We start from the raw sequence: 22518 nt of genomic DNA, 5'->3' as shown, positions 1-22518 counted from the left end.
CAACGTCGATGGGAGGGGACAGGCGCGAGAAATCGCGGATGGACGTAGCCCGTCAGCTACGAAGGTCGATGCGTCGGGGGAACGCGAGATAGTCCAAGCGTAATGCGGACGCGGCCGCGATTCGGCGTGAATGCTCGCCAATCGCGTATAGCTTTGGCGACGGACGGACATTGCCGGCGCGCGGGCAGCCACAGTTCAACCGGTTGAGCCCCTTCAGGCGAAAAGCTCCACAAAAACGTATCGCTTTTCGGGATTCGCGCGACTTGACTTTCGGATCGCGGCGGCAGACTGGAAGTGTCATCCACTCTTATGGCGCTCGCCATGTCTGCTACCGTCCTTCTGGTCTTTGTTCTCTGGTTTGCCTATCGCGCGTTCCGCCGTCCAGTCGTCGCGAAGCGTCCTGCCATGCCGAGAACGCGCGCCGAGGCATCGGGCGACATCGGCTAAGCCCGTGTGCTGTCCGAATTCCGGACCGTCCTGCCGCGGCTCTGCGGCAACGACTATTACGTGCATCCGTGTGCCGTGCTCCTCCACCACGCACCCGGCACGGCATTCCCGACGGCCGAGGTCGATCATCTTGTCGTGACGCCGTTCGGCATCGTTGTGATCGAGACGAAGAACTGGTCCGGCCGGATCGCACCGGGTGCGGACGCAACCAGTCTCCTGTGTCACTGGCCTGACGGCAAGCTCGAGGAGCGACGCTCACCGCTCGCGCAAAACCGCGCGAAGGTCGCGTTCCTGCGCGCGATGCTGCCCGCCATTTGGGACATCCACGGTGTCGGGGTGTTCTCCAACGGCGCGTGCGCCCTTTCGCCCGATCTGCCGCTGGCGCTCATTCGGGTCAACGACCTGGCTCACTGGATGCGCGCAAAAAAGGAGCAGTTCGAAAAATCCGGCAGGCCCGCCATCAACGTGCAGGCGGCATGGGACGCGATCCAGCGTCTCTGTATCGGCATGGGAGACGAGACCGCTCTGGCGGATCGTCGACAGCGCGGTCGGTACTTTTTAGTTTAAATAGGGTCGCACCCTAAAGAATCGGGAAAAAATGCCGAAATGACTTATTCCTGTAACAAACTCAGGACCCGCCTAAAAGCGGGGTGATTTCGTGCAGCTTTTCACCCTGGCGGAAAACTAACGCGGCGTATTCTGGGGTTCGCCACCCCGCTACTCGCATTTGTGGTTTCGTCTCTGCGCCTCCGAGGATCCGGTCGGCGCGGCTGACTGGTTATATGGAGACAATAATGAACTCGAAGAAGCATCCAAAGAAGCCCGACTCCGACGAGGATTTCGACCCGACCGTTCCCGACAACTCATCGGAGCTGTCCGATGACGAGGTCGACGACTTCGATCTGTCGGCCACCTTCGCCCATATTCCGAGCCAGCGCGAACTCCGCGACGTCGCCCGAGATATGTTTGCCGGGCTGCCCGACGCGCTGATCCGCACCATTGTTCAGGAAAGCGAGGAGGTCGCGCACTCGACCCGCAAGATCCTGCAGGAGCATATGCGGATCGGCGGTAACTTCGTCCACATCCTGACGAGCGTGTTGGGCCACTACGTGACCGAACAAGGCGATACGAAGAGCGTTCACAGCCGAGCGAAGCAGCTTGTCTACGGGTACCTGACCCGCGTGTTCCGCAAGTCCAAGTCGTCAGTCCGGCTGTACATTCGCTGCTACGAGAAATTCTCCAATAACATTGGCGCGATCGAGATGCTCACGCACAGCGACATGGCGCTGTTGGTCGGGAACGGCATTGGCGACGACGTCGTGGACATGGTGATCGATGCGCGACGCGAAAACCCGGACCTGTCCAAGCGCGATGTCAAGCAACTGATCGCGGACTACCGCGATCAACTTGCGGAGAGAAACACCCGCATCGATGCCGTGACCAATGATCTGACGACGACCGTCGGTCGACTGGACGTCGCGGAACTCGAAATTAAACGGCTGACCAAGTCCCTCGAAGCCGTGCGGCTCGAGCAGGCGCAGGAACGAGAAAACGCCGAAGCCACCTCGGTCGAGTTTGCGTCGGTCAGCAAGCAGGTCAGCACGCTGCAGCACGAGCTCGCCAATCGTGAACGCGAAGTCGAGCGAATGAGCCGCGAGCTGACGGAGATCCGCGCCAATCCTCCGAAGGAGAAGGTGCCAGTGCCGACCGTCCCGGATGCCTACAAAAACCTGTCCGATGCGCTCCAATCCAAACTGGCGGAATTGAACGACGTCACCGCGCGCCTCGACGAAAAGACCGGCGAATTGAATGCGCTCGAAGAGAAGGCCAAGCAGCACCAGTCGGCGATCGAAGCCAGCGCGGCACTGGAAACGAAGGTGCGCGGCCTCATCGAAAAATTCGGTGCATTCGTCCAGGACTACCACAGTGCGCAATTGCTCGTGACGGCCGGCGGGAATCCGGTGCGATTCAAAAATTTGTTCCAGGCGCTTGCCGACCTGATCTCAAAATTCGGCGGCGAGGTGCAAGCCGCCGCCCGTGCAGCCTGAGTGCCCGGGCGCGTTGACGCCCGTGATAGCAATTCGAGAAAACACCAGCAATGAATAAGAAAACCGCCCGGGATACGTACCGGTCCGTCGAACGCCACTACGTACCCGATTGGCTCACGAATCGTATCCAGATCGCCAACTTCGATCTAGTCGACCACATGATCTGGCTGTTGCAGGAGGACGGCCGCTTCAACGAGATCCTCTGCGTCGAGCGCAAGGAAATCGAGCATTTCAAGCACAACGCTCCGTCGTTGCGCAACCTGCTGCGCACGCCGTTTCTCATGATCGCGCCGACGCTGGAGACGGTCGAGGACTGGCGCTGTTTCATCGACGAGACGCCGACGACGCTCGCCGTCGACGACCTGCGCCGCAAGATGCCAAAGTTGAAGGCGCTGGCGCTCTCGATGATCGAACACCACAACCGCATCTTCGTGGACTTGATCACGAGCGTCATCCATATGAACGTGCTGGCTGCCCCGCTCTTGGGCATCACGACCGAGCTCGCCAACTATCTGGTGTCGGTGCCGCCGTACAAGCTGCGTCTCGCGCTGCACCGCATGCAAGGCCTGCCGCTGTTCCGCTGGCGCTTCAACACGCCGACGTTCTGGTATCAGTTCACGGCCAAGACGCTGACGGACGAGATGGTCGCGCATCACGTCATGCAAACCTCGCCGATCCGAACAGGCGAGATGCCGCGCGGGTCCGCCTGGAGCGAGCTGCGACAGCCGCGCGAGAAGAACGAGATGTACGCGTACGCGCTGATGGCGTATAAGTGCCGCGCGTCGACGGTCTCATCGCTGTTCCGACTCAACCAGAACGCGATGCGCCAGCGCTACGTCGAAATGCACGGCACCAGTTCGCCATGCGGAAATCTCCCGACCTCCCTCCCGTGGTTCGTGGAGACGCCGCACAACCGGCTCCATGCAACGATCTTCACGTGGCTGTACCGTGCCGCGCTGGCCGCCGGCGCGAACGGTCCCGAAGCATTGATTGCGACCAACGACGTCTACGAGCAACTGTTCGACGGGGCCGGCGCCATCTCGGCGGATCGCGGCTGCAACCTGACGCGCGCCATGGCCGCGGATACCCGGCTCGCGATCGCACCGTGCCGCATGTGCCGGACGCACTACGTCGTCAGCAACAACGACGCGAAAATCGAAATGCAGCAGAGCTTCGACTGCCCCGCCTGCAACAACCAGCTTGGGCCGAAGCGTCGCGGCAGCCGTAGTCGAGTATCCGATGGACAACACTGAGCTCCCGGAGTTGCCCGCCGGGCTGGTGGTGCTCAGCTCGGACGGCCGCGCCCAGTTTGGGTGGTTCAATCCGGAAACGAACGAGTATTGTGCCGAGGCCGACGGCCGGCTGATCCCGAACGCCATCGGTGCGATACCGTGGGTAGCAGATTGGGCGCACTGAGCACCGGACGATGGAAGACTTTGCCTACCTCTGCACCGAGAGCAACGCCGCGTGGCTATCCGGCCGCGGCGATGGCCGCTTCGAGCGATACGAGCGCTTCTATCAGGAAGAGCGCGCGCGTCTCGCCGACGGGTTCGATCTTGAGCAGGTCAACGAGGCCTATGTGGGATGGGCTGCGCGCCGGGCGTCCCCATTCCTCGCCTTGCTCTGCGCCCCTTGGATGGGTAAGGTCGCCATCGCATTGTTTTGCCTGTACGTGGCGGGACGACTTGTGCCGGTGATGTCGGCTCAGGCCCCCGGCGCCACCGGTGTTGCACTCGTGACGGCCTTCGTGGGGTTGCGGATCGTCCATCGGAGACGAAGCAAGGCGAGTTGATCGGGATGTTCCTCGACCGACTGCGGCTCCACGCCATTGCATCGATCTCGTGCTTCGCCCGCCCAAACGGCGGGCTTTTTTTGGTATTCGCGATTCAAGCCATGGAGAAACTGGCCGATAACTACAATCTGCGCCTTCTTGGCCCGGCCGTGCCTCAAGGAACCTAGGTCCCCGCCGTGACGACTTGACTTTGCGACTCGCCCGGTACGATGAAATTAAGGTGTGCAACCGGCACGCCCAACAACAAAACGAGGAAACAAGTAATGAAGAAGATCACGACCATGAGCCTTTCAGCCCTGTCAGTGGCGGCGCTTCTGACGCTCGCGGCTTGCGGCGGTGGCGGCGACGGTGGCGGTAGCTCCACGGGGTCGACCAGCAGCAATTCCGGCTCGTCGGGCAGCAATTCGGGCTCGTCGGGCAGCGGATCGACGTCGGCCGCCGTGCCCGGTACGCTCGTTAGCCCGCAATATCCGGCGGGCGGCGCACAATTGGTAGCCCTCAACCTGCTGAACCAGTACCGCACGCAATGCGGCTTCCCCGCCCTCAAACAGAACACCGTGCTCGATCAGGCCGCCCAGAACCATGCAAAATACATGGGACTCAATGGCGCAGTGACGGATACCGAAGCATCCGGCAGTCAAGGCTTTACGGGGGCCGGCTACATTGATCGTGCGATCGCGGCAGGCTTTCCGAGTGGTGCACTTGGAATCGGGGTTAGCGGAGCCGGGAATGCCGTATTTACAAGCAATTTCAATGCAACTCTCGCGGGGCAGCAGTTCGTCTATTCGCTGTTAGGTGGCGCTTACCACGCGGTCGTTTCAACGTTCCCGGTCGATAACGCCGGTTTTGGCGAGTACGAAACTCAAACGACTTCCGGCTCGTACACCTATACCGAATCGTGGCAGTCGATCAGTCTCTACAACACAAGCACGCAAGCAATGCAGAACGGTCCCAAGACGTTCCCGTGTGATGGTGTGACCGGTGTTCCGTACCGCGAAGTTGGCGAAATTCCTACTCCTCCGAACGTATCGACTTCGGGCTGGGGGACGCCGATCGTTGTGATGGGTAATCTCTCCGACACCATCATCCTGCAATCCGCGTCCGTGTCGGGACCATCCGGAGCGGTGGCAGTTCAGGTGCTGAACGCCAACACCGACCCGAACAAACTGGTCGGAACGTACCAAGCCGTTGCCTACCCGACCTCGCCCCTGTCACCGAACACGACGTACAGCGTGACGCTTAACGGTACAGTCAACGGCGCGGCGTTTTCGCGCAGCTTCAGCTTCACGACGGGCAACGTGGTCGGCTAATCAGCGCGTCGGCTCTGAAAGCTCAAAGGCGCCCAATTTTTGGGCGCCTTTTGCTTTTAACCGCCCGTGTAGCCAGACACTGGCCAGGATTGAAGTTGATAGACAGTGCCGTTGTCGATCCTCACCGCACAAGAGAAGTCCCAGTCGTTTCCTGAATAGTCACCAGAGACATAGCTGGGTCCTGTACCCCAACGACCGGCCATCATCGTCGCAACTCCAGTGCCGAACGTGTAGGGGGCGAAGTCGCTATTCACGAACGCCACGGAATACGGTGGGGTAGCTGCGACGGCGCTATTGCAGATCTGTGCCCAATTTGGTGTTGCGGGGGGCTGAACCGGGGGCGGCGGCGTTACGTGCGGTGTACACGTGGGCTGAGTCCAACTTGAGCCCGTCCATGAAGACGATGAAACTGTGTCGTAGCCAGCAGGACAAGTCGGCTGCGCCTGATAGTTGCATTGCGGCGTACTCCAACGCGATCCCTGCCAGACCGACGCAGACACCGTCGTCCACCCCGCACCGGACTGACACTGCGGTTGGGGAATCGGTGCATTCCACAACGGCGTCACGCACGACGAATCCTGATACCCCCACGAACACCGCACCGGTGCCGCCTCCGCGTGCGTCGTCATGAGCAGGCAGCACGCGAGCATCATCAACGCCCTGAACAAAGCCTTCACCTCGATTTCTCCCGTCAATACGCGCAGTAGGTTTCCACGACGACGTTGCCGCCCATCCCGTTGCCATTGCCATCCGTGATCCATACCGTCCATGGCCCCGAACCGGACGTCGTGACATTCAACGTCGCGGTCGGATCCACGTAGATGTTCTGCGGCGTCGCCACGATCTGCGGCGTGCCGCCCATCATGCAGGGCGGCGTCGGCACGCTCCAACCGTTCTGGACGACGTAGTAGTTGTAGCGCAGCGCGGTGCCGCCGATCGGCAACCACACATTGTCCTGACACGACAGCCACTGGCCGCGCCCATCGGCGTTCTGGGCGGCCGCACCATTCGTCGGGCACCACCCGCGCGGCCACGCGGCCCGACCGGGGGTAATGGTCTGCCACACGTACAAGTTGTTTTGCACGGTGCTATTGCCGGTCACGATACTATTGCCGTTCGTGGTGCTGTCGCCGGTCACAATCGGTGCTGGCGCCGATCCACCCTGGTTCTGTACATACAGTGTCCCGGTGCGTATCGCTGCGTTAGTCGAATCACCGTAGTAAATCGCGCCACCGCCGATGTTCAGCGCGTTGCCGGCCTGAAGATTCGCCGTTGCCGCACTGATGTTCCCCGTGGCAGTCACGTTCTTCAGGTTGTTGATGCTGACGCCGTTCGCGTTCTGGTCCCCTGTCCACGTCAACGAACCATCGCGCCGGATATACACCGAGTTCCCGTCCGTCGACGGCCCGTTCACCGCCAACACGACACCGGGCGGCGTGCCCGGCACCGGGTTAGCCGCCGTCCAGGAACCATTCAGGCCATACACCGTGGCCGAGTTTTGCGCCTTCGAGAACCCGAACCCCGTGGCGGCCGCCTGCGCCACGATGCTCGCGCCGACCGGATCGGGTTGACCATTCCTCGTCACCGGCTTCGACGGATAGAACGTGAAACTCACGTGGCAGCCGCCGGGTGCGCTCGCGCAGCCGGCCGGCCCGACGCTCATTGCCACGTTGTACGTGCCGCCCCAGTAGGGTCCGGACGCGTACGTCGTCTTCAGGTAACCGGCCGATTGCAGTTGTCCAAGGGTAGGCGGCGTCACCGACGTCGGACCGGGCGCCACCAGCTGCGAGACCAGCGACGTGTAGTTGTCCGTCACCCACTGCACCAAGGCCTGATACAGCACGCCTTCATTTTGGCCCTCCGCCGTCAGCACCTCGGTCCGGCGCTTGGCCACGTCATCCTTGATGCTCACCACCGTCAGCATGGCTGCAGCGACCAGGACAACCGTCATCTCAATGATGCTGAACATGGCGCGGACCTTACTTGCCGTGCGTCGTGTACATCACCATCGTCGCGGTCGCCCCGGCCGACGCGCAGGCCGTTCCCGCCGCCGTGTCACTAAAGGTCACGGTCGGGCTCGCCACGGTCGTGGTGTTGATCTTCACCATCGAGTAAGCGCCCGCGATCGCGCCCGCCGTCAGCGCGCACACCGTCGCTGGGACCGGATACGTCAATGCAATCGCGTCGTTCGCCGTCGTGACCGTGCTCGGCGCTGCCGTGACCGCCCCGCCGAACAGACCCGTCAGGGTGCCGCCAGCGACGTTGATCCGGCTACCGGCCGAATCGAATGCGTGGTTCTGCGCGAGCGTCGTCAGCGTCTCGGCCGAGAAGTCCGTGTCGGCCTGCGTGGCATCCTGAATCCCGGCGACGAACAGCTGCGCCTCGCTCTTGAATTGATGCGCGTGGATGCGATCCATCACATACCCGCGGCCTTGGTAGACGACGAGCGCGAGCAATGCGGCACCCGCCATCACTGCGGCAGCTTCAATCATCGAGAGTTCACCGCTCTGCTTGCGGCGACGGGCGATGCGGCGGTAGTAATCTTTGTCGTGAATCGACGGCAACTTGCTCATGGCTATTTCCTTGTAGTCAGAAAGTTTTCGAGGCTTGGGTCGGTGTGTTGTCAAAGCTCACAGCACCGGTCGAGACGTACGAGCCCAGACCGAGGGTGATGAACATCAGAACGGCAAACAGCATCAGTACGTAGTGGGTGATCTTCGCGTTGCGGCGCACGGTTTCGACCACGCGATTCAGCGAGTTCTGGCCGAGATCCTTGATCGACTCGACGAACTGGTCGCGGCTCGCCGCGTCGGTCATGATGTCGATCGTCGCTTCCGAGAAGATCCCGGTATCGAGCGCGTGCATCGGCTCCTCGGGCCGCGCGGTCAGCCGCGCGCTCATGCGCCTCAGGTGCCACTTGAGCCACGGGTCGGCGGAGACCGTCAGCTTGTCGAGCGCCGCGCGCAACGTCAGGTTGGAGTCAAACAGGCCGGCCAACGACACGATCAGCAGGGCCGCGCGCAGATCCCGGCGATTGCGCCACATCAACGGCATCGCATCGAGGCGGTTGCGCAGCGCACCGGTCCAGCGCTTGAGCGTATGGAAGTAGCCCACCACGATCGACGCGACGATCGATGCGCTCAGCCACCAGTAATCGGCGCAGAAGGTGTCAACCACATAAACGAATCGGCCGAACGCCGACCACTGCTCGAGCGGCTTGATGTCGAGCGTCTGCGGCAGGATCTCGCTGCCGAACAGCACGCACGTCGCGTACAGGTACATCAGCAGGAAGGCCGGATACGCCATCTGCAACGACGTGGTCGCCGACAGCACGCCTTTCGCGTGCGCGGCCATCTCGGCAAGCTCGAGGCCGCGCACCGCCGCGTCGTCGCGCGGCGACTGGCCCGCCAGATCGAGCAGAACGTATTCGTCGTTCGGGATGAACGGCTTGATCGCAGTCGCGAAGTCGTCGCCGGCCTGCATGCGCTGCGCGATCTTCTGGAACACCACCCACACCGCGTTCTTCCGCGCGCAGTGCCGCTGTTCGAGCGTCGTCAGGCGCTCCACCAGCGTCTCGCTGTTGCGCAGCCCTTTTTTCGCGACGTCCAGCCGCGTCTCGCGATAGAACATCTCGCGCATCTTCCTGAAGCGCCACGTCGCGAGCTTCAACCGCTCGCCGGCCGGCAACGCCATGAAAAACGAATAGACCAGCGCCTTGATCACGACGGCATCCTCCCGTCCCGGTCCGGATAGACACGGTAGGTGTCGAACGAGCGCATCGACTCGTCAATGAAACGCGGGTCGATGATCCCGCAAGCCGCTTTGTACAATGCGTGCTCGTACACCGTCTTGCCGGTCATGTCCGCGTCGCCGAAGCCCGAGATGCGGCTCGTACGGTACACGCGCGTCGCACCACGCCAGTCCCGCTCGGCCACGCGGTCGAGAAATTCCGGCGTCGGACGGTACAGCTCCATCGCGAGCGTCTGGCCCTTGATGCCGGCCGCGACCTTGCCCGTGCGCGTAAACAGGCCCGGACGCCGGCAATGCGCGCAGCCGTCGTCGTTGCGGCACGCCATGGCCGAGGTGTCGAGCCCAAACTTGGTTTCGAGCGTCGCCAGCTTGGACGCGGGCAGCACATCGCGCGCCGGCCGCTTGCAGTGTGGGCAGAGCAGCGGAATCAGCTTCTGGTTGCCGAGCGCGTTCAGGAATTTTTCCGAGGCGACCTCATCCATCGCGAGCCGCAGGCGGCCCCCCACGAGGCGCATCACCGCGCCGATGATGTCGTCCGCGTGCAGCGTGGTGCGCACCGGATGGCCGGTGAGCGCGAGTTCCGCCACCAGCGACGCGACCACGGCGTCGCGGATTTCGCCGACCGTCACATCGTCCGGGTCCATTCGCATCAGCGTGCGGATCACCTCGGCCGATTTCCGGTTCGCTTCCTCGTCGGACTCGCCGGGGCGACGCTGGATCGAAATGTCCGACAGCCACGGCGCGGGCACTTCAGACGGTTCATTGACGGCGAACTGCTTCTTCACGTCGCGATCGGGCAGCATGTAGGACAGCGCCCGCAGCATCGTGGTCTTCGCCGAGCCGGTTTCGCCGGTCAGGATCGTCACGCCACCGCTCACATGACCGAGCGCATCGATGATCGCAAGCTGCGACGGCTCGAGGCCCATGTCCTGCGGCAGCCGCACGTTCACGTGGCGGAAATTGCCGTCGAGCAGTCGCAGGCCGACGTCAAATCCACCCACGAGCGGTGCGCTCTGCCAGCGAATGTTGACGATGTCCGTGTATGCGGCCAGCGGAATCATCGCGGACTGGGGCGCGGTCGGTTGGAACGTTTCGCCCGAGTTGGTGTTGCGCTGGACGAGATCCTGATACGCGGCCGACAGCGCGCGCCGCACCAGTGCCTTCGGCATCTTGCGGTACGAGTACAGCACGCCGTCAACGCGGAACCGCAGCTCGACCTCCTCGGCGTAGTCGCGGTATTCCCAATGCGAATCGCTTGCCCCGTACCCGGTCGCGGCTTCGATCACGTCGCGGAACGCGCCGATCGCGCGCGACGTTTCAGGAATCACGGACGGCGAGCGCTGTTCCTTCGCGTACAGCGCGGCGATCACGTCTTCTGCGGCGACCATTTCCTCTTGCACGGCGATGTGGGCGCGCGCCAGGTCCTTCAGGTACGTCGCATAGAGCTCGCTCTCGTGAAAGCGCTGCGTTGCGACGACCGTCGCGATGCCCGCTTGCAATTCGACCGCGATGAACTCGCGACGCGCGGCCTCGGTAATGCGCAGCGCGGCATCCGCACCGCGCTGGCAGAGCACGCGCTTGAATGCGATCGCGTCGGCGGACACCAGCCGCGGCAGTCCGGTTTCCATCGATGCGAACGGCGACTCAATGGAATCCAGGCCGATCCGGCGCAACGTCGGCTCATTGTGCGCAGACTCATCCGGCGTCGCGTGTGGCGCATCATGCGGCGCGACCGCCTGCGGATACCCGGCATCAGGCGCGGCGTCAACGCGGTCGGCCATCGGATGCGCAGCGGCGGCTGGCTGCGCCACCTCCACGGGCGACGCATGCGGTTCGACCGCGTAGTGGGTCGGGGCCGTCTCGTCGGCATCGACTGGCGCGCCTGCGGGGATGCTCGTGGCCGTGCTCGGCGCTTTGTCGTCGACAACAGATGCGAGCGCCACCGCATCGATGGCCTCCACATCGGCGAATTCCGCCTGCATCATGCGCAGTCGCATGCCCCCCATCATCGGCCGATCGGCCACCGGCGGAATCGGCTTGCTCGGTCGGCTGGTGGTCTTGAACCGTGGCTCGCGCAGTTCCGGTGGCGCCTTCCCATCGACCGGGGTATTGCCGACGATCGGCATCGCCGACGGCGACGCGCTGACGAAGCCCGACGTCATCGCCTTCATCCGCGCGAACAGACCGCGCTTCGGTTCGGCCGGCGCGTCCGTACCCTGAAACATGCTCATCGCGGCCCTCCCATCGGCATGGCCGGCATCGAGCCGCCCGGCGGCAGCGGTGCGCCGAGGTCGATCAGCGAGCGAACGGCGTTCGTCGACGGCGACAAGGCCGGCGCGGCACTGCGGATCGGTTCTTTCCACTTGCGCTTGCCGTCGCTGACGGACACGGAGAATCCGTCGACACCGGTCACTTTCCAGCCATTAAGCAGCGTCGTACCGACGTGCCCGGGATAGATCGCCTCGCGATATTCGTACAGCACCGAGGATCCCGTCTCGTCGTGAAAGGCCCCAACGAACGTCACGGGGTCCGCGGACGGGCGCGCATTCACGGGCTTCGCGATCGGTGGCGAAGGCGGCTTGCCGGTCGCCCCGGACGCACCGGACGCACCGGACGCGGCAGCGTCTGCGCCTGGCAGCGCGGTTTGCGGCCCTGGCGCAGCGGTGTTGCCCGAGAGTTGGCGAACGATGTTCGCGCGCGCCATCTGGTCGATGTCGTCGAGGTTCAGATGCGGTGTCGCGGTGTCCGCGTGGGCCGTGACGGCCACACCGGCGCACGCCACGACGAGCGTGCGTTTAATCCAGAACATAGAATTTGCCCTTCGCGGTGAAATGGACGCCGTACGGCGTATCGCCCAGATCGTTGCGGCTCGCGCTGCCCGATCCGCCCTGCAACTTGAGTTCGACCTTCAGGCTCTCCAGCGCCATGTTCGGCGGCAGCTTCGCCAGCAACGGCGCTTGCCAGCGAAACCCTTCGATGATCCAGGTGCCTTGCTTGATCAGATGCGGGCCCGCCTCGCTGGCTTCCACGCCCGCCAACGAAAGCAACGGCTTCGGCTCGTCGATCTGCACCGTATAGCCATACGCACGGATCTCGACCAGCGCGCTCGACATGCGTTGCGCCGGCGTCTGCAAGCGGTCGATAAGCGCCTGCTCGCTCGGCCACTGCTTCGCCTCTTTCACGGCGACCGGCGCGACGCTCGGCACGGCCGGGCCCTGCGTGGTCAGCGCCTTGCCGTCACGCGCGAGCACGATCGGCTGCATGGAAGAAGGTGCGTCGGTCAGAAAGTCGGCGAAGCTGCCGCCCTGGCGCCCGTACGTGATCGTGCAGTGACCCATCGCCGGGCAGTCCGTGACCTGCACCTGCCAGCCCTTGCGCACCGACTCGGTCCGGCCCACCGCGTCGAGCAAGGCCGGCGCCAGCGCCGAGGCGCGCGGCATCGGTCGCGCGAAGGCCGAATGCACGGCCTCGGCATAGCGCTCTTGGAAGGTTGGCGGCCGGGGCGGCGGCGGCGGCGGCGACAGCACATCGATCAGCTTCGTCGCGCCGAACACACCCGCCCCGACCAGCACGATCAGCGGGATCACGGCCGGGATGCTGATCGGCAGCTTGGCAATCCGGCCAATCTTGCGGGCGGCCAGTAACTCGCTCGCCTGAAACGGCTCGTCGACATCGCCCAGTTGCGCGCCCGAGCCGAGGGTGATCAGTTCGAGATTGCCGCGCAAACATGCCTGCTCGATTGCAAGGCGCCGGCGTTGCGCGTCTTCGAGCGACAGCACCTCGTCGCTGCGTACTGCCCCCCGCACCACGTAGACGGCATGTACGCGTTGGCCGTCCTGAAGCAGCACCAGCGCTGCCGGACGTGATTTCACGCGATCATGCAGCGCGATCCGGGCCGCACCGGAGTAAAGACGGGCGTGCTTGAGGTCCGTGCGGTCCTGCATCGCGAAGCCGCCGATCCGCTCGCTGCCGAGCTTGTACTCGACGTAGTGCGTGGCACCGAACGCGTCGGCATAGCGACGCCGCTCAGCGTCGCCGCCTTTCATCGGGTACGCGCGCCAGTCCAGGCCGAACACGAGTCGGGCATGCTTGTCCGACGGCAGAGGTTCCGTGATGTGGATCATGGCGCTCACATCGACGGCACGACCGTCGCCTTCAGCATGATGATCTGGAACGTCTTCGACTTGTTCCAGCTGCCCGTGATGCCGCCGATCCCGCCGTTCGTCGTGCTGTCGGCATGGTCGGTGATCGCGCCATACAGCACGACGGTCTGCCCATCGGCCAGCGCGATCGTCTGGTCATCCTTGCTGCCGATCGTGTGCGCCAGCTGGATCTGTTGCTGCGTCTGGCCGGAACCCACTCCTGCGCTGGTGAAGGGACCGTTCAGCTTCGAGCTGTCCGCCCAGTACGCGAGCACGATCTGGTTGTGGTCGTTGACCGCCGGAAGGATGTTCACGAAGTCGCCGGTCGTGATCGTGCCCGGCGTCAGGCCCGGCACCCCGCCGGAAGTCGCCGTCAGGCTCCCTGACGAGGGGCTCGTCGAACGCAGGTAGTCGTCGCTCTGGAACGATGCGACCGACACCGGCAGGCCGTTGAGCGTCAGCTTCGTCAGCGTATTGTCCTGAACGGTGCGGCCGTACTGGTTCAGGGCATTGATCGCCGCGTTCGTGCCGGTGAACGGCGCGTTCGGGTTCAGCACCGACACACCGACAGCCCCACCACCGCTGGACAACGAGGTCGGCGACGTGAAGCTGACCGCGTAGCGCGCGAGGCCCGCGTGCATCGCGTTAAAGACCACGTCCGCGTTTGCACCCGCCTGCGTGCCTTTGTTCAGGGCGATCTGGATCGTGCGCACCGTGATCGCGACCTGGCGCGTCGAGATCGCGTTCTCGCGCTGCAGCAGCTTGCCCATGTTGTCGGCCGCATCCTTCGTGTCGTAAATGGTCACGAGGCGGCTTTGCGGGTTCACGTTGACGCGGCCCATCGGCGACTTCAGGTTGTTCAGCTCGTTGGTGATCGACTCGATCTGGTCGAACGTGCCATCGCGCCCCGTCGAGGTTTGCGCGGAGAACGAGCCGGTATTGCCGCCCGAGCTCCCGCCACTGCCACCGCCCGACTGGTTGCCGGTCGACGTGTCCATGCCCTTGCTCATCGTCGAATTGATGTGCACCTTGCCGGGGATCGCGGCGATCTGGTACATGCGCGTGACGAAGCGCGAAAGGTTGATCTGCGAGCCGTCGAACGACCAGTCGAGGCCGAGGTCCGACGACATGCCGCGCAGGTACAGGCCGACCTTGCCGGAGAACGCCTGCGCGTAAACGGGCTCTTCCGAGGCTTTGCCGGTCCCGCCGCCTTGCGCACCGCCTTTGCTGTCACCCGATCCGGCACGCGGTACCAGCGCGTCGCGCGGCACGAACACGTCCGGGCTCAGGTGGACCGGGTAGCCGGTCGCGTTCGACACCGCGGTCGCGATCTGCTTGATACCGAGGTTCGCCGGCAAGGTGATCGTCTTGTCGCGGAACACCGCGGGCAGCGTCGCCTCATAGGCGAGCGGCACCATACGGTCGCCGAGGAAGGCAGTCGGCACGTCCTCGACGAGTGGCATCGACGCCGGCCCCTTGCCGAGCGCGTCGGTAATCGTGCCTTGCGCGGCGTCGTAGCTCGCGTTGACGTCGTGTTGCGACACGGCGCATCCGGCCATCGCCACGGTAACCACAATCGCGATGGCGGACTTCAAAAGGTGCATGCGCATGGTTCTCAGTCCTGGCAGTTGCCCGCGCGCGCGATGACGCGGATCACGTTATTGGTATGGCGGCACGCGCGCGTCGGTGTGCGCATGTGATTGGTCGCCTTCATCACCTGCTCGAGGATCGACGTGAAATCGCCGGTGAAACTCGCGTTGAATTCGAGCGGCAGGTCGTCGTCGATCTTCCAGGCGAGTTGCCAGCCCTGCGTTTGCAGCCAGCGATCGAGGGCATCGCGCAGATTGACGTCCTGCGGCGTCACGGAGAGCGTCAGCGAAGCTGGCGCTGCGGCCGGCACGCTTCCAGCGCCTGCCAGCACCACAGTTGCGACGCCCGTGCTGGCCGCCGGTGCGCCCGGAATCGTCGGCGCGCCCGAGACACTCACGGTCGCGGCGGTCGCCGCGACCGGTTGGGTCGGCGCGCTCAGAAGTTGCCAGCCGTCGGCGGATGCGGACGCCTTCGGTTCGATAGCCGCGCGCGAGCCGATCGCCATCCCGGCAAGGGCCACGGTGAGGAGAACGCGCACGACCGCGCGCGTCTGGACGGTAAGCTGCATGGTTATTGCCCCTGTTGCATGAGACGGCGGTAGATCGCGCTGGCGTACACCAGTTGCTTGGACGGCGAGGTGGCGTTGTACGCACCGACCGCTTTCCAGTTCGGCCCGAACTGGCGGATGTTCGACGCGAGAATCCACGTGCCGACATAGGCGCTCACGCACGCGTTGAACAGGTGCTCGCGACGGATGCCGTATTGCGCGAGCGTCGGCAACCATGCGGAGTTGATCTGCATCAGGCCGATGTCCTCGCTGCCATTGGTGTTGCGGTTGACCGCGTATGGCCGCATGCCGGATTCGTGCTGGGCGATCGCACGCACGAGCCGCGCATTGACGTGCTGATAGGCGGCCGCGTCGTCGATACAGTCGGCGTAGCAGGCATGCGCCGCGCCAGCCGTGACCAGCGCGACCATCAAGCGATGGAATTTCACGATGCGCTGCCCCCGCTCGATTGCGCCGTCGTCCTCGCGGGAGCCGGTGCGCCTTCCCGGTACGTGACGTCGTGGCGACGCTTCACGTTGACCGTGTTGCCGTCGGCGGTGACGATGTACTGATCGGGGGTGCCGTCGAACTTGTAATACCGGCCCTTCTGTTCGCCGCTGTCCAACTGGCGCGCATCGGTCACGCGAACCTGCACCACCGACTCCGCGAACTTGAAATACGTCTGGCCTTCCCGATCGAACACGTCTTCCAGATGCGCGCGGTTCGGCGCGTCGAAGTCGTACACGGTCTTCGCTTCACGCACGACCTCGACACGATGAGTTGCGTCGGCCACCACAAAGCGTGCGGCGCGGTCGATCGTCATCACGTTCGTCGTGCCGTCCCAGCCGGGGTGCAAGGTCTTCCCGTCGGGCGTCAGGAACGTCACGTCCTTGCCCGGGCGCGCAGCGAATCGAATCTGCGTGTGCGTGTCGTCGCCATCCCGGATCGCCTGCGCGCCGAAGTATTCGGCCAGGTGCGAGACGGTCGCCGGCGGCTCGGCAACGCGCGCGACAACCGCAGCCAGGCCGGCCTCGTCGGCGCCGTGCTCGCCCGGCGCATAGTTCAGTGCAGCCGACTTCGGTGCATCGCGCAGCAAGCGGACATGCCGCGTCCCGAAATCGACGTCGGCGTACAGCCCGGTTTGCGTCATCAGGCGGTCGAGCGCCTGCATCCAGTTCTCGCCGTCGCGCGTGGCGAATGCGGTGTTGCCGGTCAGGTCCACGTCCTTCTGCGCGGACCCCGTCCAACCTTGCGGCACCAGCGCCTTGACGACATTCGCCACCGGCATCGACGCGTGGAGCTGGCGCACCGGTTCGAGGCTACCGTGCGTGCCGATCAGTACCAGTCGATTCGTGAAGCCGTCGAAGCCAGCAGGTTGATCGTCGCGCAGTGCGGCGGGCGCCCCGGTGCCGCCGATGAAGGTGTTGGCCTTCTTCCAGCGCGCGGTCGCCGCACGTCCGCCCACCTTGTAGCTAATCGATTGAGGCGTGCCGTCGATCACGACGTACGGGCCTTCGCTATGCCCGCCGTCGGCCGTGATCACCTGCCCGGCGCGCGGCTGGAGGTACGTCTTTGCCCCATCGTTGAAGATCAGGGCCGGCCGCTCGGCGATCCCACCCAGGATCTCGTAGTCGAAGTCGAACGGGTCGGTGTTGGACGCATGGGTCGACGCGCTCCAGACGAACGCAGCAGCGACGCAGGCGAGTTGAGTGAGGGCGCGTTTCATCGAGCAGCTTCGATCTGGTTGAGGTGCCGCACGAACCGCGCGAGATACGCGCGGCCTGGGGACGGGTTGGCGCTGTGGTAGTACGCGATGGCTTTCTCAACGGAGCCGGTGCGGGCATAGTTCTCGTTGAGGATCGCTTCGGCGACGCGGATGTTGGTCGCCGGCGCGAGTGCGTCCCACGCCGACCCAAAGCGCTTGCCGTGATAGCACCAGTTCACCTGCATCAGGCCCACGTCGAAGTCGCAACGGCCGCGCGCGAGCAGCATCTCGATCGCCTTGCAGGCCTCGGTACGCGTCTTGAAGAAGTACCCTTGGCCCGCCACGTTCAGCGTCCACGGCCACGCACGACCGCCATACGCGGATTCGTTGAGCGCGATGCCCGCCAGCACCTTCGGATCGACGCTCGTAAACAGCAAGTCGAACGGCGTCACCGCATTGGCACAGGCCCAGCCACCGCGGCGCTCGGTCATCGCGGCCTGCGCGTCATCGTCGAGCATCGGCGGCTGCAACCAGCCCCGCGCAACGAGCAGCTGCGCGAGCCGCACATCGCGCTCGTCGATCGTGATCGTGATGCCGGCTTCCGGCGTGCTGCGCACCGGCTGGCCGACCAGCGGCGCAGCCCATTCGATGAACGGCGTGAGGCCGCAGTAGTACACGGGCTTGCCCGCGAGGTTCGCGACCTCGCGGGTCTTGCCGTTCGAGATCACGAAGCTCGCGGGGCTGATGACCTGCGAAATCCGGGGCACCGCGTGCGCACTCGCGAGTCCGAGCGCCAGGGGTGCAATAAGAAGGAGTCGCTTAATCATTGCGGTACGGCTCCAGCGTGATGTCGCGATTCACCTTGATCATGAAGTGGCGCTCGCCGGGCTTCGAGGTGATCGTCGGCGGGATGTTCTGGTAGCGATTGAGCACCGATTGAGCGGTCTGCGCGGCAACCTGACCGGCGGTGCTACCGACTTGGGTGACGCCAAGCGGGCCGGTTGTCGTGGTCGACTCGCCGCCGTCGAACCGGCGCAGCAGGCTGGCCGTCAGGAACGACGTCCCATAGATCTTGAGGAAGTGGCTGTTGACGTGGCCAGAAAAGCCGGCCGTGCCGTCCGCGTCCGCCCCCTGCGCGCCATACAGCGGCACGTGCTTGCCGTTCGGCAGTCGCATTTCCGTCGCCGCGACGAGAATCGACTCCTGCCCCGGCTGGATATCCGAGCTATAGGGCGCCGTGATCGTCGTGCCCCAGGGGATCATCAGGCAGGTGCCGGTGATGCTGTCGTACACGTCCTTTTCGACGACCAGCGATGCCGTGCCCGGACGATCCGAGTTCAGCCCCTCGACGGACAGCACCGGAATATGCGCCGGCGGGGACAGTGTGCAGCCGCGCGCGCGGCCGACAAAGCCGGTGCGCGGGAAGTCCCGCCCGTTGTCGATTTCCGCGGCAGCCGACTTCATGAACTCGGTGTCGCGCTGCTGCGACGTCATCGGGCTCCCGCCTTGACCGGCCTTCGCCGCGAGCGCAGCCTGAACGTTGGCCGCGTTCATCGCCGCATCCTGAGCGGCCGCTTGTTGCAGCATCATCTGTTGCGGGGTGACGAGGCCATTCGGCAACGCCTGCTGCGGCGTGGCGTCCTTGGCCTTGACGCCGGGCCGAAACACCGGCGACGCGTAGATCGCGTCCTCATCGGACTTGGCCTTGACTTCCCCGCCCGGCGCCGTCGGCACGAGCGCGTCGGCCGACAAGGTCGGACGCGGCTCGCTGGCCGCCGTTGCAGACGCGGCGCGCGCGGCAGCGGCCGCGCGGCGAGCGTCCGCCTGCTGGTCGGCGATGATCTTGTCGACGTCCTCCGTCCGGTTGCTCTTGTCGACGACTTCAGCCGCCCTCGCCTTTTTTTGCTCGTGGGCATCCGCGTCCGCCTTACGGCTTTCCTGCATCTGGTAATAGAAGCCGATCGCCCCGATCACGAGCGCCGCAATCGCACCAACGGCAATCAGCGCATTACGCGGCACTTTGCCCTTGACGATCGCCGCCTGGTCGGAGGACAGGGACTCGTTCGATTTCGCCATGACGCGCCTCAGAAGCCGAACAGGCCACGACGCCCGCGCTTGACCGTGACTTCCTCGGACGCCGCGCGCAGCGTGATCTCCTCAGCCAGCTGCTGAATCACGATGTACTGGCCGCGACGAATGAAGTTCGGGCTGCTGATGTCGCCGTGGTCACTGACGATCGGCACCGCGAACGGCGCGTTCGGCGGCAGCCGCAGCCAGACGAACTTGCCGTCGTCAAACACGGCTTCCGGCTTGATCGCACTGGACCCGGACAACGTGTAGTCGAAATTGAGCTTGTCCGGCGACACGCCGATCGGCCCCGAGTCGTTGGCGTGCCGGCTGCCGTTGTCCTCGCTACTGTCGGCGCCACCGTCGGAGCGCGCGCGCACCTTCGCCATCAACGAATTCGGGTAATTGAACCGCACGGTCTGATAGAACAAGCCACCGACCGGCGACGAGACGAGCGTCATGTCGTACTCGCGCTGGTTCGTGGTCAGATGCAGCGTGTTGACCAGTCCGGGCTTGGTCGGCTTGATGAACACGTGGTTCGCGCCATCTGTATCGATGACCCACTGGATCGAGTCGCCCATCGCCGGATCGGCGTTGAGGATTTCGCCGCGCGCCAGCTCGATCGTGGTCAGCTTCAGCGGCGCGGTCATGATCCGGAAAATCTGGTCGCGGCTGTACGGAAACACCGCCATGCGCGCGTCGCCGGGCATCGTGATCGGATCCGTGCCCGCGTTATATGGGTTCACCGGGCTCATCGGATCGCCGATGATGCTGCCGACGTCGAAGTTCGGCGCCGGTGGCAACGTCACCGAGGATGACGACGCCGGCTTTGCGGCGGACGCATGGGCGGCCAGTACGACAAGCGCGAGCGCGCCCCAGGATTGGAAGGTACGTGGTCGAATCATGCCGCGGTCTTCTGCAGTGTGAAGAACGGGAAGTAAATCCCGAACGGGTTTGAGCCGAGTGCGTCTTCCTGCGCCGGCGGGACGATCTGGTAGCGGATCGTCAACGCAAAGCGCTGGACGACCGGCTTGTCGGACGGGGACTGCGTGGTGGACGTCGTGAATTCGACAACGGCGGTGGAATCCTCCAGCAGCGACACGTTCGTCACTTTCACTTCGCGAACGAGCTTCGAATTGGCCGTGATTTGCTGGAAGGGCTTGTCGGTACCGAGCCAGTCGCCGAACTGATTGCGGGCGTTGCCCGTCATTTGGTTCTTGACCGCGTTGATGTTCTTCGCCATGCGCGACTTCTGGATGTCGTCGGTCAGGACCGGCTCGATCGTGAACCAGCGCTCGACGCTCTCGCGCAGCGAGGTGCGCTTGGTCTGGTCGTCCGGGTTGTATGCGGTCAGCTGGGTGACCACCGGGTGGCCGCCCGCATCGGACGACACGCCATAGGCCTTGACGACTGACGGTGCGGGATTGCGCGTATACACTGCCCCGCCCGCGACGAACGCAAGGATGAAGCAAAAGGTTTTCCAGTGGTTCGCCTCCACGCGCAGGCGCGTGGATTGATCGAAGATGACCTGCTCAGGATCTTCGTTCGAGTAGAACCCGGGCGCAGGCGACAAGGCGACCTGCTTCTTGCTTCGCGGGAAGAAACGGGGGAAACGCATGGCGGTTGTTCCAATTGGACCGGATCAATTGAAACAGCCCGAGAAACAGCGGATCCCGGCAAAAGAGGGGCGATTTTGACCGGCTTTCCAGCGGACCTCCCCGGACGAAGCATGGCCGCCCAGAGCGTGCAACCGGTTGATGGCCTTCAGCCGGAAAGCTCACGAAAATGATGCCTCTTTTGAGTCTTGCAATTTCCTCAAGCCGTATACCGTCGACTGTTGCACGCGTTGCACGCGACCTCTAACGCTTGAGCTGATTCAGACATCGTAAATTCTCTGAAAAATCATTTACTTGGAAGCATTCTTGCTCGTTTACAGAAAATTCAAGACCCTCAACCGGTTGAGGGTCTTGTTTCACAACTCGCAACAATTATTAAAATATCGACATCGTGCTCATGGATTTCGCCAAAATCAGCAACAATTCGCCCAACGACACAATCGTGGAATATAGCGACCGGTCATCGGCGATCGCGGCGCACGATAAACTCAGGGCGGCTGGTGCTCCCCCAGTCACAATGGGCAAGTTCTATCTGAGCGGACTCACGAAGAGGTTGTGGACGAGTCAGGCGACACTCGCGGCAGACTTGCGTGTTTCGAAATCAATCGTGTCGCGATCCGTTCGTGCGGCCCAGCTTCCCCAAGAGGTAATTGAATCTTTTAGTGATCCGAAACACGTTTCCTTTCGGACGTCGAGCGCGATCACACTCACGATTCGCCAACTAGGAACCAAAGCAGTAATCGACCGGGCTGTGTCGATCCGCAAGGGCACATCGGCAGAGGACGTCAGGTCAATTCTGCTCACCGGCCATGTACCTCGCCAAGATGCCATTCGGGTTCGTCTGTCGCTCGGTGGAAACCGGCGATACGTGCGAATCGATTCGCCAAACATTGATCAAATTGTGCCGCTCCTATCGGAGCTGGAATCGCTCATCCACGCGTTCCTGCCATCGCTCGCCCGCAGGAAACCTTGAACCCTGGCGAACGCACCTTCTTAAAAGTTGGCATGAAGCCAACCACAATGGCGCGAAGCTGTACGCCGAAATCGCAGCTCAAGGAAATACGAGTGGCTCCAGCATCCTGCGTGAAGCGGTATAAGCGTGGCGGCACTTTCTTGCGCCAACGCGGCAGCAGCATAGCGTCATGAGTCGGGCGGTGTCTTCGGCACGACGCTTGTCTTTCTGGCTACTGGGTTGACCCACATCCAATGATGACTTTTTCCGACCTAGACGTGTCCTGGAAAGGTGACGTTTACCGACCCGGCGGCGGCCGGTATGCGGTGGTGAATATTGGCCAGGGTCATGGAAAGACGTAGGGTGGCGTTTTCCGACCCGAACGTGCTTCTCGGAAAGCTGACGTTTACCGACCCGACCTCGCCGGTACGCGGCGGTAAATATCGGCCCGGATCATAGAAAGCCCTAAGGTGACGTTTTCCGACCTGAACGTGCTTCTCGGAAGGGTGACGTTTACCGACCCGGCGGCGGCCGGTATGCGGTGGTAAATAT

Annotated in this window: 23 protein-coding genes; 9 read left to right on the top strand and 14 right to left on the bottom strand. The window is 63.6% G+C overall.

Going from position 1 to position 22518, the window contains the following annotated elements; translation table 11 throughout:
• The first annotated feature begins 321 nt into the window (after positions 1 to 321).
• The 8 genes from ACV229_RS16570 to ACV229_RS16535 all read left to right on the top strand — a co-directional run bounded on the left by ACV229_RS16570 (position 322) and on the right by ACV229_RS16535 (position 5597).
• On the top strand, positions 322 to 447 hold the full coding sequence (locus ACV229_RS16570; protein WP_448084177.1) for a hypothetical protein: 126 nt from the start codon (positions 322 to 324) through the stop codon (positions 445 to 447).
• A 6-nt stretch (positions 448 to 453) separates the two neighbouring features.
• Positions 454 to 1014 carry a nuclease-related domain-containing protein gene (locus ACV229_RS16565; RefSeq protein ID WP_448084176.1) on the top strand — a complete coding sequence of 187 codons (561 nt, stop codon included), beginning with the start codon at positions 454 to 456 and terminating at the stop codon, positions 1012 to 1014.
• A 227-nt stretch (positions 1015 to 1241) separates the two neighbouring features.
• Entirely contained in the window at positions 1242 to 2495 is a 1254-nt protein-coding gene (locus ACV229_RS16560) for a hypothetical protein (protein ID WP_448084175.1), read from the top strand.
• Positions 2496 to 2545: 50 nt separating this feature from the next.
• Positions 2546 to 3748 carry a FlhC family transcriptional regulator gene (locus ACV229_RS16555; RefSeq protein ID WP_448084174.1) on the top strand — a complete coding sequence of 401 codons (1203 nt, stop codon included), beginning with the start codon at positions 2546 to 2548 and terminating at the stop codon, positions 3746 to 3748.
• Positions 3735 to 3911: a hypothetical protein gene (locus tag ACV229_RS16550; protein ID WP_448084173.1), complete on the top strand. Its 177-nt coding sequence runs from the start codon at positions 3735 to 3737 to the stop codon at positions 3909 to 3911. Before ACV229_RS16555 ends, ACV229_RS16550 begins: the two co-directional genes overlap by 14 nt.
• A gap of 10 nt (positions 3912 to 3921) precedes the next feature.
• On the top strand, positions 3922 to 4287 hold the full coding sequence (locus tag ACV229_RS16545) for a hypothetical protein (protein ID WP_448084172.1): 366 nt from the start codon (positions 3922 to 3924) through the stop codon (positions 4285 to 4287).
• A gap of 5 nt (positions 4288 to 4292) precedes the next feature.
• A complete protein-coding gene (locus ACV229_RS16540; RefSeq protein ID WP_448084171.1) occupies positions 4293 to 4454 on the top strand; it encodes a hypothetical protein in 162 nt (53 codons plus the stop codon).
• 96 nt (positions 4455 to 4550) lie between these two features.
• Positions 4551 to 5597 (top strand): CAP domain-containing protein, encoded by a 1047-nt coding sequence (locus tag ACV229_RS16535; protein WP_448084170.1) that lies wholly within the window; start codon positions 4551 to 4553, stop codon positions 5595 to 5597.
• Positions 5598 to 6288: 691 nt separating this feature from the next.
• Here ACV229_RS16535 and ACV229_RS16530 read toward each other — a convergent pair.
• The 14 genes from ACV229_RS16530 to ACV229_RS16465 form a co-directional block, all read right to left on the bottom strand.
• Positions 6289 to 7566 (bottom strand): hypothetical protein, encoded by a 1278-nt coding sequence (locus ACV229_RS16530; protein ID WP_448084169.1) that lies wholly within the window; start codon positions 7564 to 7566, stop codon positions 6289 to 6291.
• A gap of 10 nt (positions 7567 to 7576) precedes the next feature.
• On the bottom strand, positions 7577 to 8170 hold the full coding sequence (locus ACV229_RS16525) for a type 4 pilus major pilin (protein ID WP_448084189.1): 594 nt from the start codon (positions 8168 to 8170) through the stop codon (positions 7577 to 7579).
• 16 nt (positions 8171 to 8186) lie between these two features.
• On the bottom strand, positions 8187 to 9320 hold the full coding sequence (locus ACV229_RS16520) for a type II secretion system protein (protein WP_448084168.1): 1134 nt from the start codon (positions 9318 to 9320) through the stop codon (positions 8187 to 8189).
• Positions 9317 to 11578, bottom strand: coding sequence for an ATPase, T2SS/T4P/T4SS family (locus tag ACV229_RS16515; RefSeq protein WP_448084167.1), 2262 nt, complete (start codon positions 11576 to 11578; stop codon positions 9317 to 9319). The genes ACV229_RS16520 and ACV229_RS16515 overlap by 4 nt, the downstream gene beginning before the upstream one ends.
• On the bottom strand, positions 11575 to 12051 hold the full coding sequence (locus tag ACV229_RS16510) for a hypothetical protein (RefSeq protein WP_448084166.1): 477 nt from the start codon (positions 12049 to 12051) through the stop codon (positions 11575 to 11577). Before ACV229_RS16510 ends, ACV229_RS16515 begins: the two co-directional genes overlap by 4 nt.
• 91 nt (positions 12052 to 12142) lie before the next feature.
• A complete protein-coding gene (locus ACV229_RS16505) occupies positions 12143 to 13471 on the bottom strand; it encodes a hypothetical protein (RefSeq protein WP_448084165.1) in 1329 nt (442 codons plus the stop codon).
• A gap of 5 nt (positions 13472 to 13476) precedes the next feature.
• Positions 13477 to 15099, bottom strand: coding sequence for a type II secretory pathway protein (locus ACV229_RS16500; protein ID WP_448084164.1), 1623 nt, complete (start codon positions 15097 to 15099; stop codon positions 13477 to 13479).
• Between the two features lie 5 nt (positions 15100 to 15104).
• On the bottom strand, positions 15105 to 15647 hold the full coding sequence (locus ACV229_RS16495) for a TcpQ domain-containing protein (protein WP_448084163.1): 543 nt from the start codon (positions 15645 to 15647) through the stop codon (positions 15105 to 15107).
• Positions 15648 to 15649: 2 nt separating this feature from the next.
• Positions 15650 to 16057 carry a lytic transglycosylase domain-containing protein gene (locus ACV229_RS16490; protein WP_448084188.1) on the bottom strand — a complete coding sequence of 136 codons (408 nt, stop codon included), beginning with the start codon at positions 16055 to 16057 and terminating at the stop codon, positions 15650 to 15652.
• 14 nt (positions 16058 to 16071) lie between these two features.
• Positions 16072 to 17352, bottom strand: a complete 1281-nt coding sequence (locus ACV229_RS16485) for a hypothetical protein (RefSeq protein ID WP_448084162.1) — start codon at positions 17350 to 17352, stop codon at positions 16072 to 16074.
• Positions 17349 to 18158: a transglycosylase SLT domain-containing protein gene (locus ACV229_RS16480; RefSeq protein ID WP_448084161.1), complete on the bottom strand. Its 810-nt coding sequence runs from the start codon at positions 18156 to 18158 to the stop codon at positions 17349 to 17351. The genes ACV229_RS16485 and ACV229_RS16480 overlap by 4 nt, the downstream gene beginning before the upstream one ends.
• Positions 18151 to 19407, bottom strand: a complete 1257-nt coding sequence (locus tag ACV229_RS16475) for a TrbI/VirB10 family protein (protein ID WP_448084160.1) — start codon at positions 19405 to 19407, stop codon at positions 18151 to 18153. Before ACV229_RS16475 ends, ACV229_RS16480 begins: the two co-directional genes overlap by 8 nt.
• A gap of 8 nt (positions 19408 to 19415) precedes the next feature.
• A complete protein-coding gene (locus tag ACV229_RS16470) occupies positions 19416 to 20303 on the bottom strand; it encodes a TrbG/VirB9 family P-type conjugative transfer protein (protein WP_448084159.1) in 888 nt (295 codons plus the stop codon).
• Complete coding sequence (locus ACV229_RS16465; protein ID WP_448084158.1) at positions 20300 to 21016, bottom strand: type IV secretion system protein; 717 nt, start codon at positions 21014 to 21016, stop codon at positions 20300 to 20302. Before ACV229_RS16465 ends, ACV229_RS16470 begins: the two co-directional genes overlap by 4 nt.
• A gap of 395 nt (positions 21017 to 21411) precedes the next feature.
• On the opposite strand from ACV229_RS16465, the gene ACV229_RS16460 reads away from it, so the two are divergent.
• On the top strand, positions 21412 to 21987 hold the full coding sequence (locus ACV229_RS16460; RefSeq protein ID WP_448084157.1) for a hypothetical protein: 576 nt from the start codon (positions 21412 to 21414) through the stop codon (positions 21985 to 21987).
• Positions 21988 to 22518 lie beyond the last annotated feature (531 nt).

The organism is Burkholderia sp. MR1-5-21 (genome assembly GCF_053427715.1).
The sequence above is the reverse complement of the archived record's forward strand: the minus strand, read 5'-3'. Positions and strand labels throughout refer to the sequence as shown.

Coding starts and splice junctions, on each gene's coding strand:
- ACV229_RS16555 (WP_448084174.1), top strand. CDS start 2,546: ATGAATAAGAAAACCGCCCGGGATACGTACCGGTCCGTCGAACGCCAC.
- ACV229_RS16545 (WP_448084172.1), top strand. CDS start 3,922: ATGGAAGACTTTGCCTACCTCTGCACCGAGAGCAACGCCGCGTGGCTA.
- ACV229_RS16550 (WP_448084173.1), top strand. CDS start 3,735: ATGGACAACACTGAGCTCCCGGAGTTGCCCGCCGGGCTGGTGGTGCTC.
- ACV229_RS16470 (WP_448084159.1), bottom strand. CDS start 20,303: ATGATTCGACCACGTACCTTCCAATCCTGGGGCGCGCTCGCGCTTGTC.
- ACV229_RS16535 (WP_448084170.1), top strand. CDS start 4,551: ATGAAGAAGATCACGACCATGAGCCTTTCAGCCCTGTCAGTGGCGGCG.
- ACV229_RS16480 (WP_448084161.1), bottom strand. CDS start 18,158: ATGATTAAGCGACTCCTTCTTATTGCACCCCTGGCGCTCGGACTCGCG.
- ACV229_RS16505 (WP_448084165.1), bottom strand. CDS start 13,471: ATGATCCACATCACGGAACCTCTGCCGTCGGACAAGCATGCCCGACTC.
- ACV229_RS16495 (WP_448084163.1), bottom strand. CDS start 15,647: ATGCAGCTTACCGTCCAGACGCGCGCGGTCGTGCGCGTTCTCCTCACC.
- ACV229_RS16540 (WP_448084171.1), top strand. CDS start 4,293: ATGTTCCTCGACCGACTGCGGCTCCACGCCATTGCATCGATCTCGTGC.
- ACV229_RS16485 (WP_448084162.1), bottom strand. CDS start 17,352: ATGAAACGCGCCCTCACTCAACTCGCCTGCGTCGCTGCTGCGTTCGTC.
- ACV229_RS16500 (WP_448084164.1), bottom strand. CDS start 15,099: ATGCGCATGCACCTTTTGAAGTCCGCCATCGCGATTGTGGTTACCGTG.
- ACV229_RS16475 (WP_448084160.1), bottom strand. CDS start 19,407: ATGGCGAAATCGAACGAGTCCCTGTCCTCCGACCAGGCGGCGATCGTC.
- ACV229_RS16530 (WP_448084169.1), bottom strand. CDS start 7,566: ATGTTCAGCATCATTGAGATGACGGTTGTCCTGGTCGCTGCAGCCATG.
- ACV229_RS16510 (WP_448084166.1), bottom strand. CDS start 12,051: ATGGCGCGCGCGAACATCGTTCGCCAACTCTCGGGCAACACCGCTGCG.
- ACV229_RS16560 (WP_448084175.1), top strand. CDS start 1,242: ATGAACTCGAAGAAGCATCCAAAGAAGCCCGACTCCGACGAGGATTTC.
- ACV229_RS16490 (WP_448084188.1), bottom strand. CDS start 16,057: ATGGTCGCGCTGGTCACGGCTGGCGCGGCGCATGCCTGCTACGCCGAC.
- ACV229_RS16525 (WP_448084189.1), bottom strand. CDS start 8,170: ATGAGCAAGTTGCCGTCGATTCACGACAAAGATTACTACCGCCGCATC.
- ACV229_RS16460 (WP_448084157.1), top strand. CDS start 21,412: ATGGATTTCGCCAAAATCAGCAACAATTCGCCCAACGACACAATCGTG.
- ACV229_RS16515 (WP_448084167.1), bottom strand. CDS start 11,578: ATGAGCATGTTTCAGGGTACGGACGCGCCGGCCGAACCGAAGCGCGGT.
- ACV229_RS16570 (WP_448084177.1), top strand. CDS start 322: ATGTCTGCTACCGTCCTTCTGGTCTTTGTTCTCTGGTTTGCCTATCGC.
- ACV229_RS16465 (WP_448084158.1), bottom strand. CDS start 21,016: ATGCGTTTCCCCCGTTTCTTCCCGCGAAGCAAGAAGCAGGTCGCCTTG.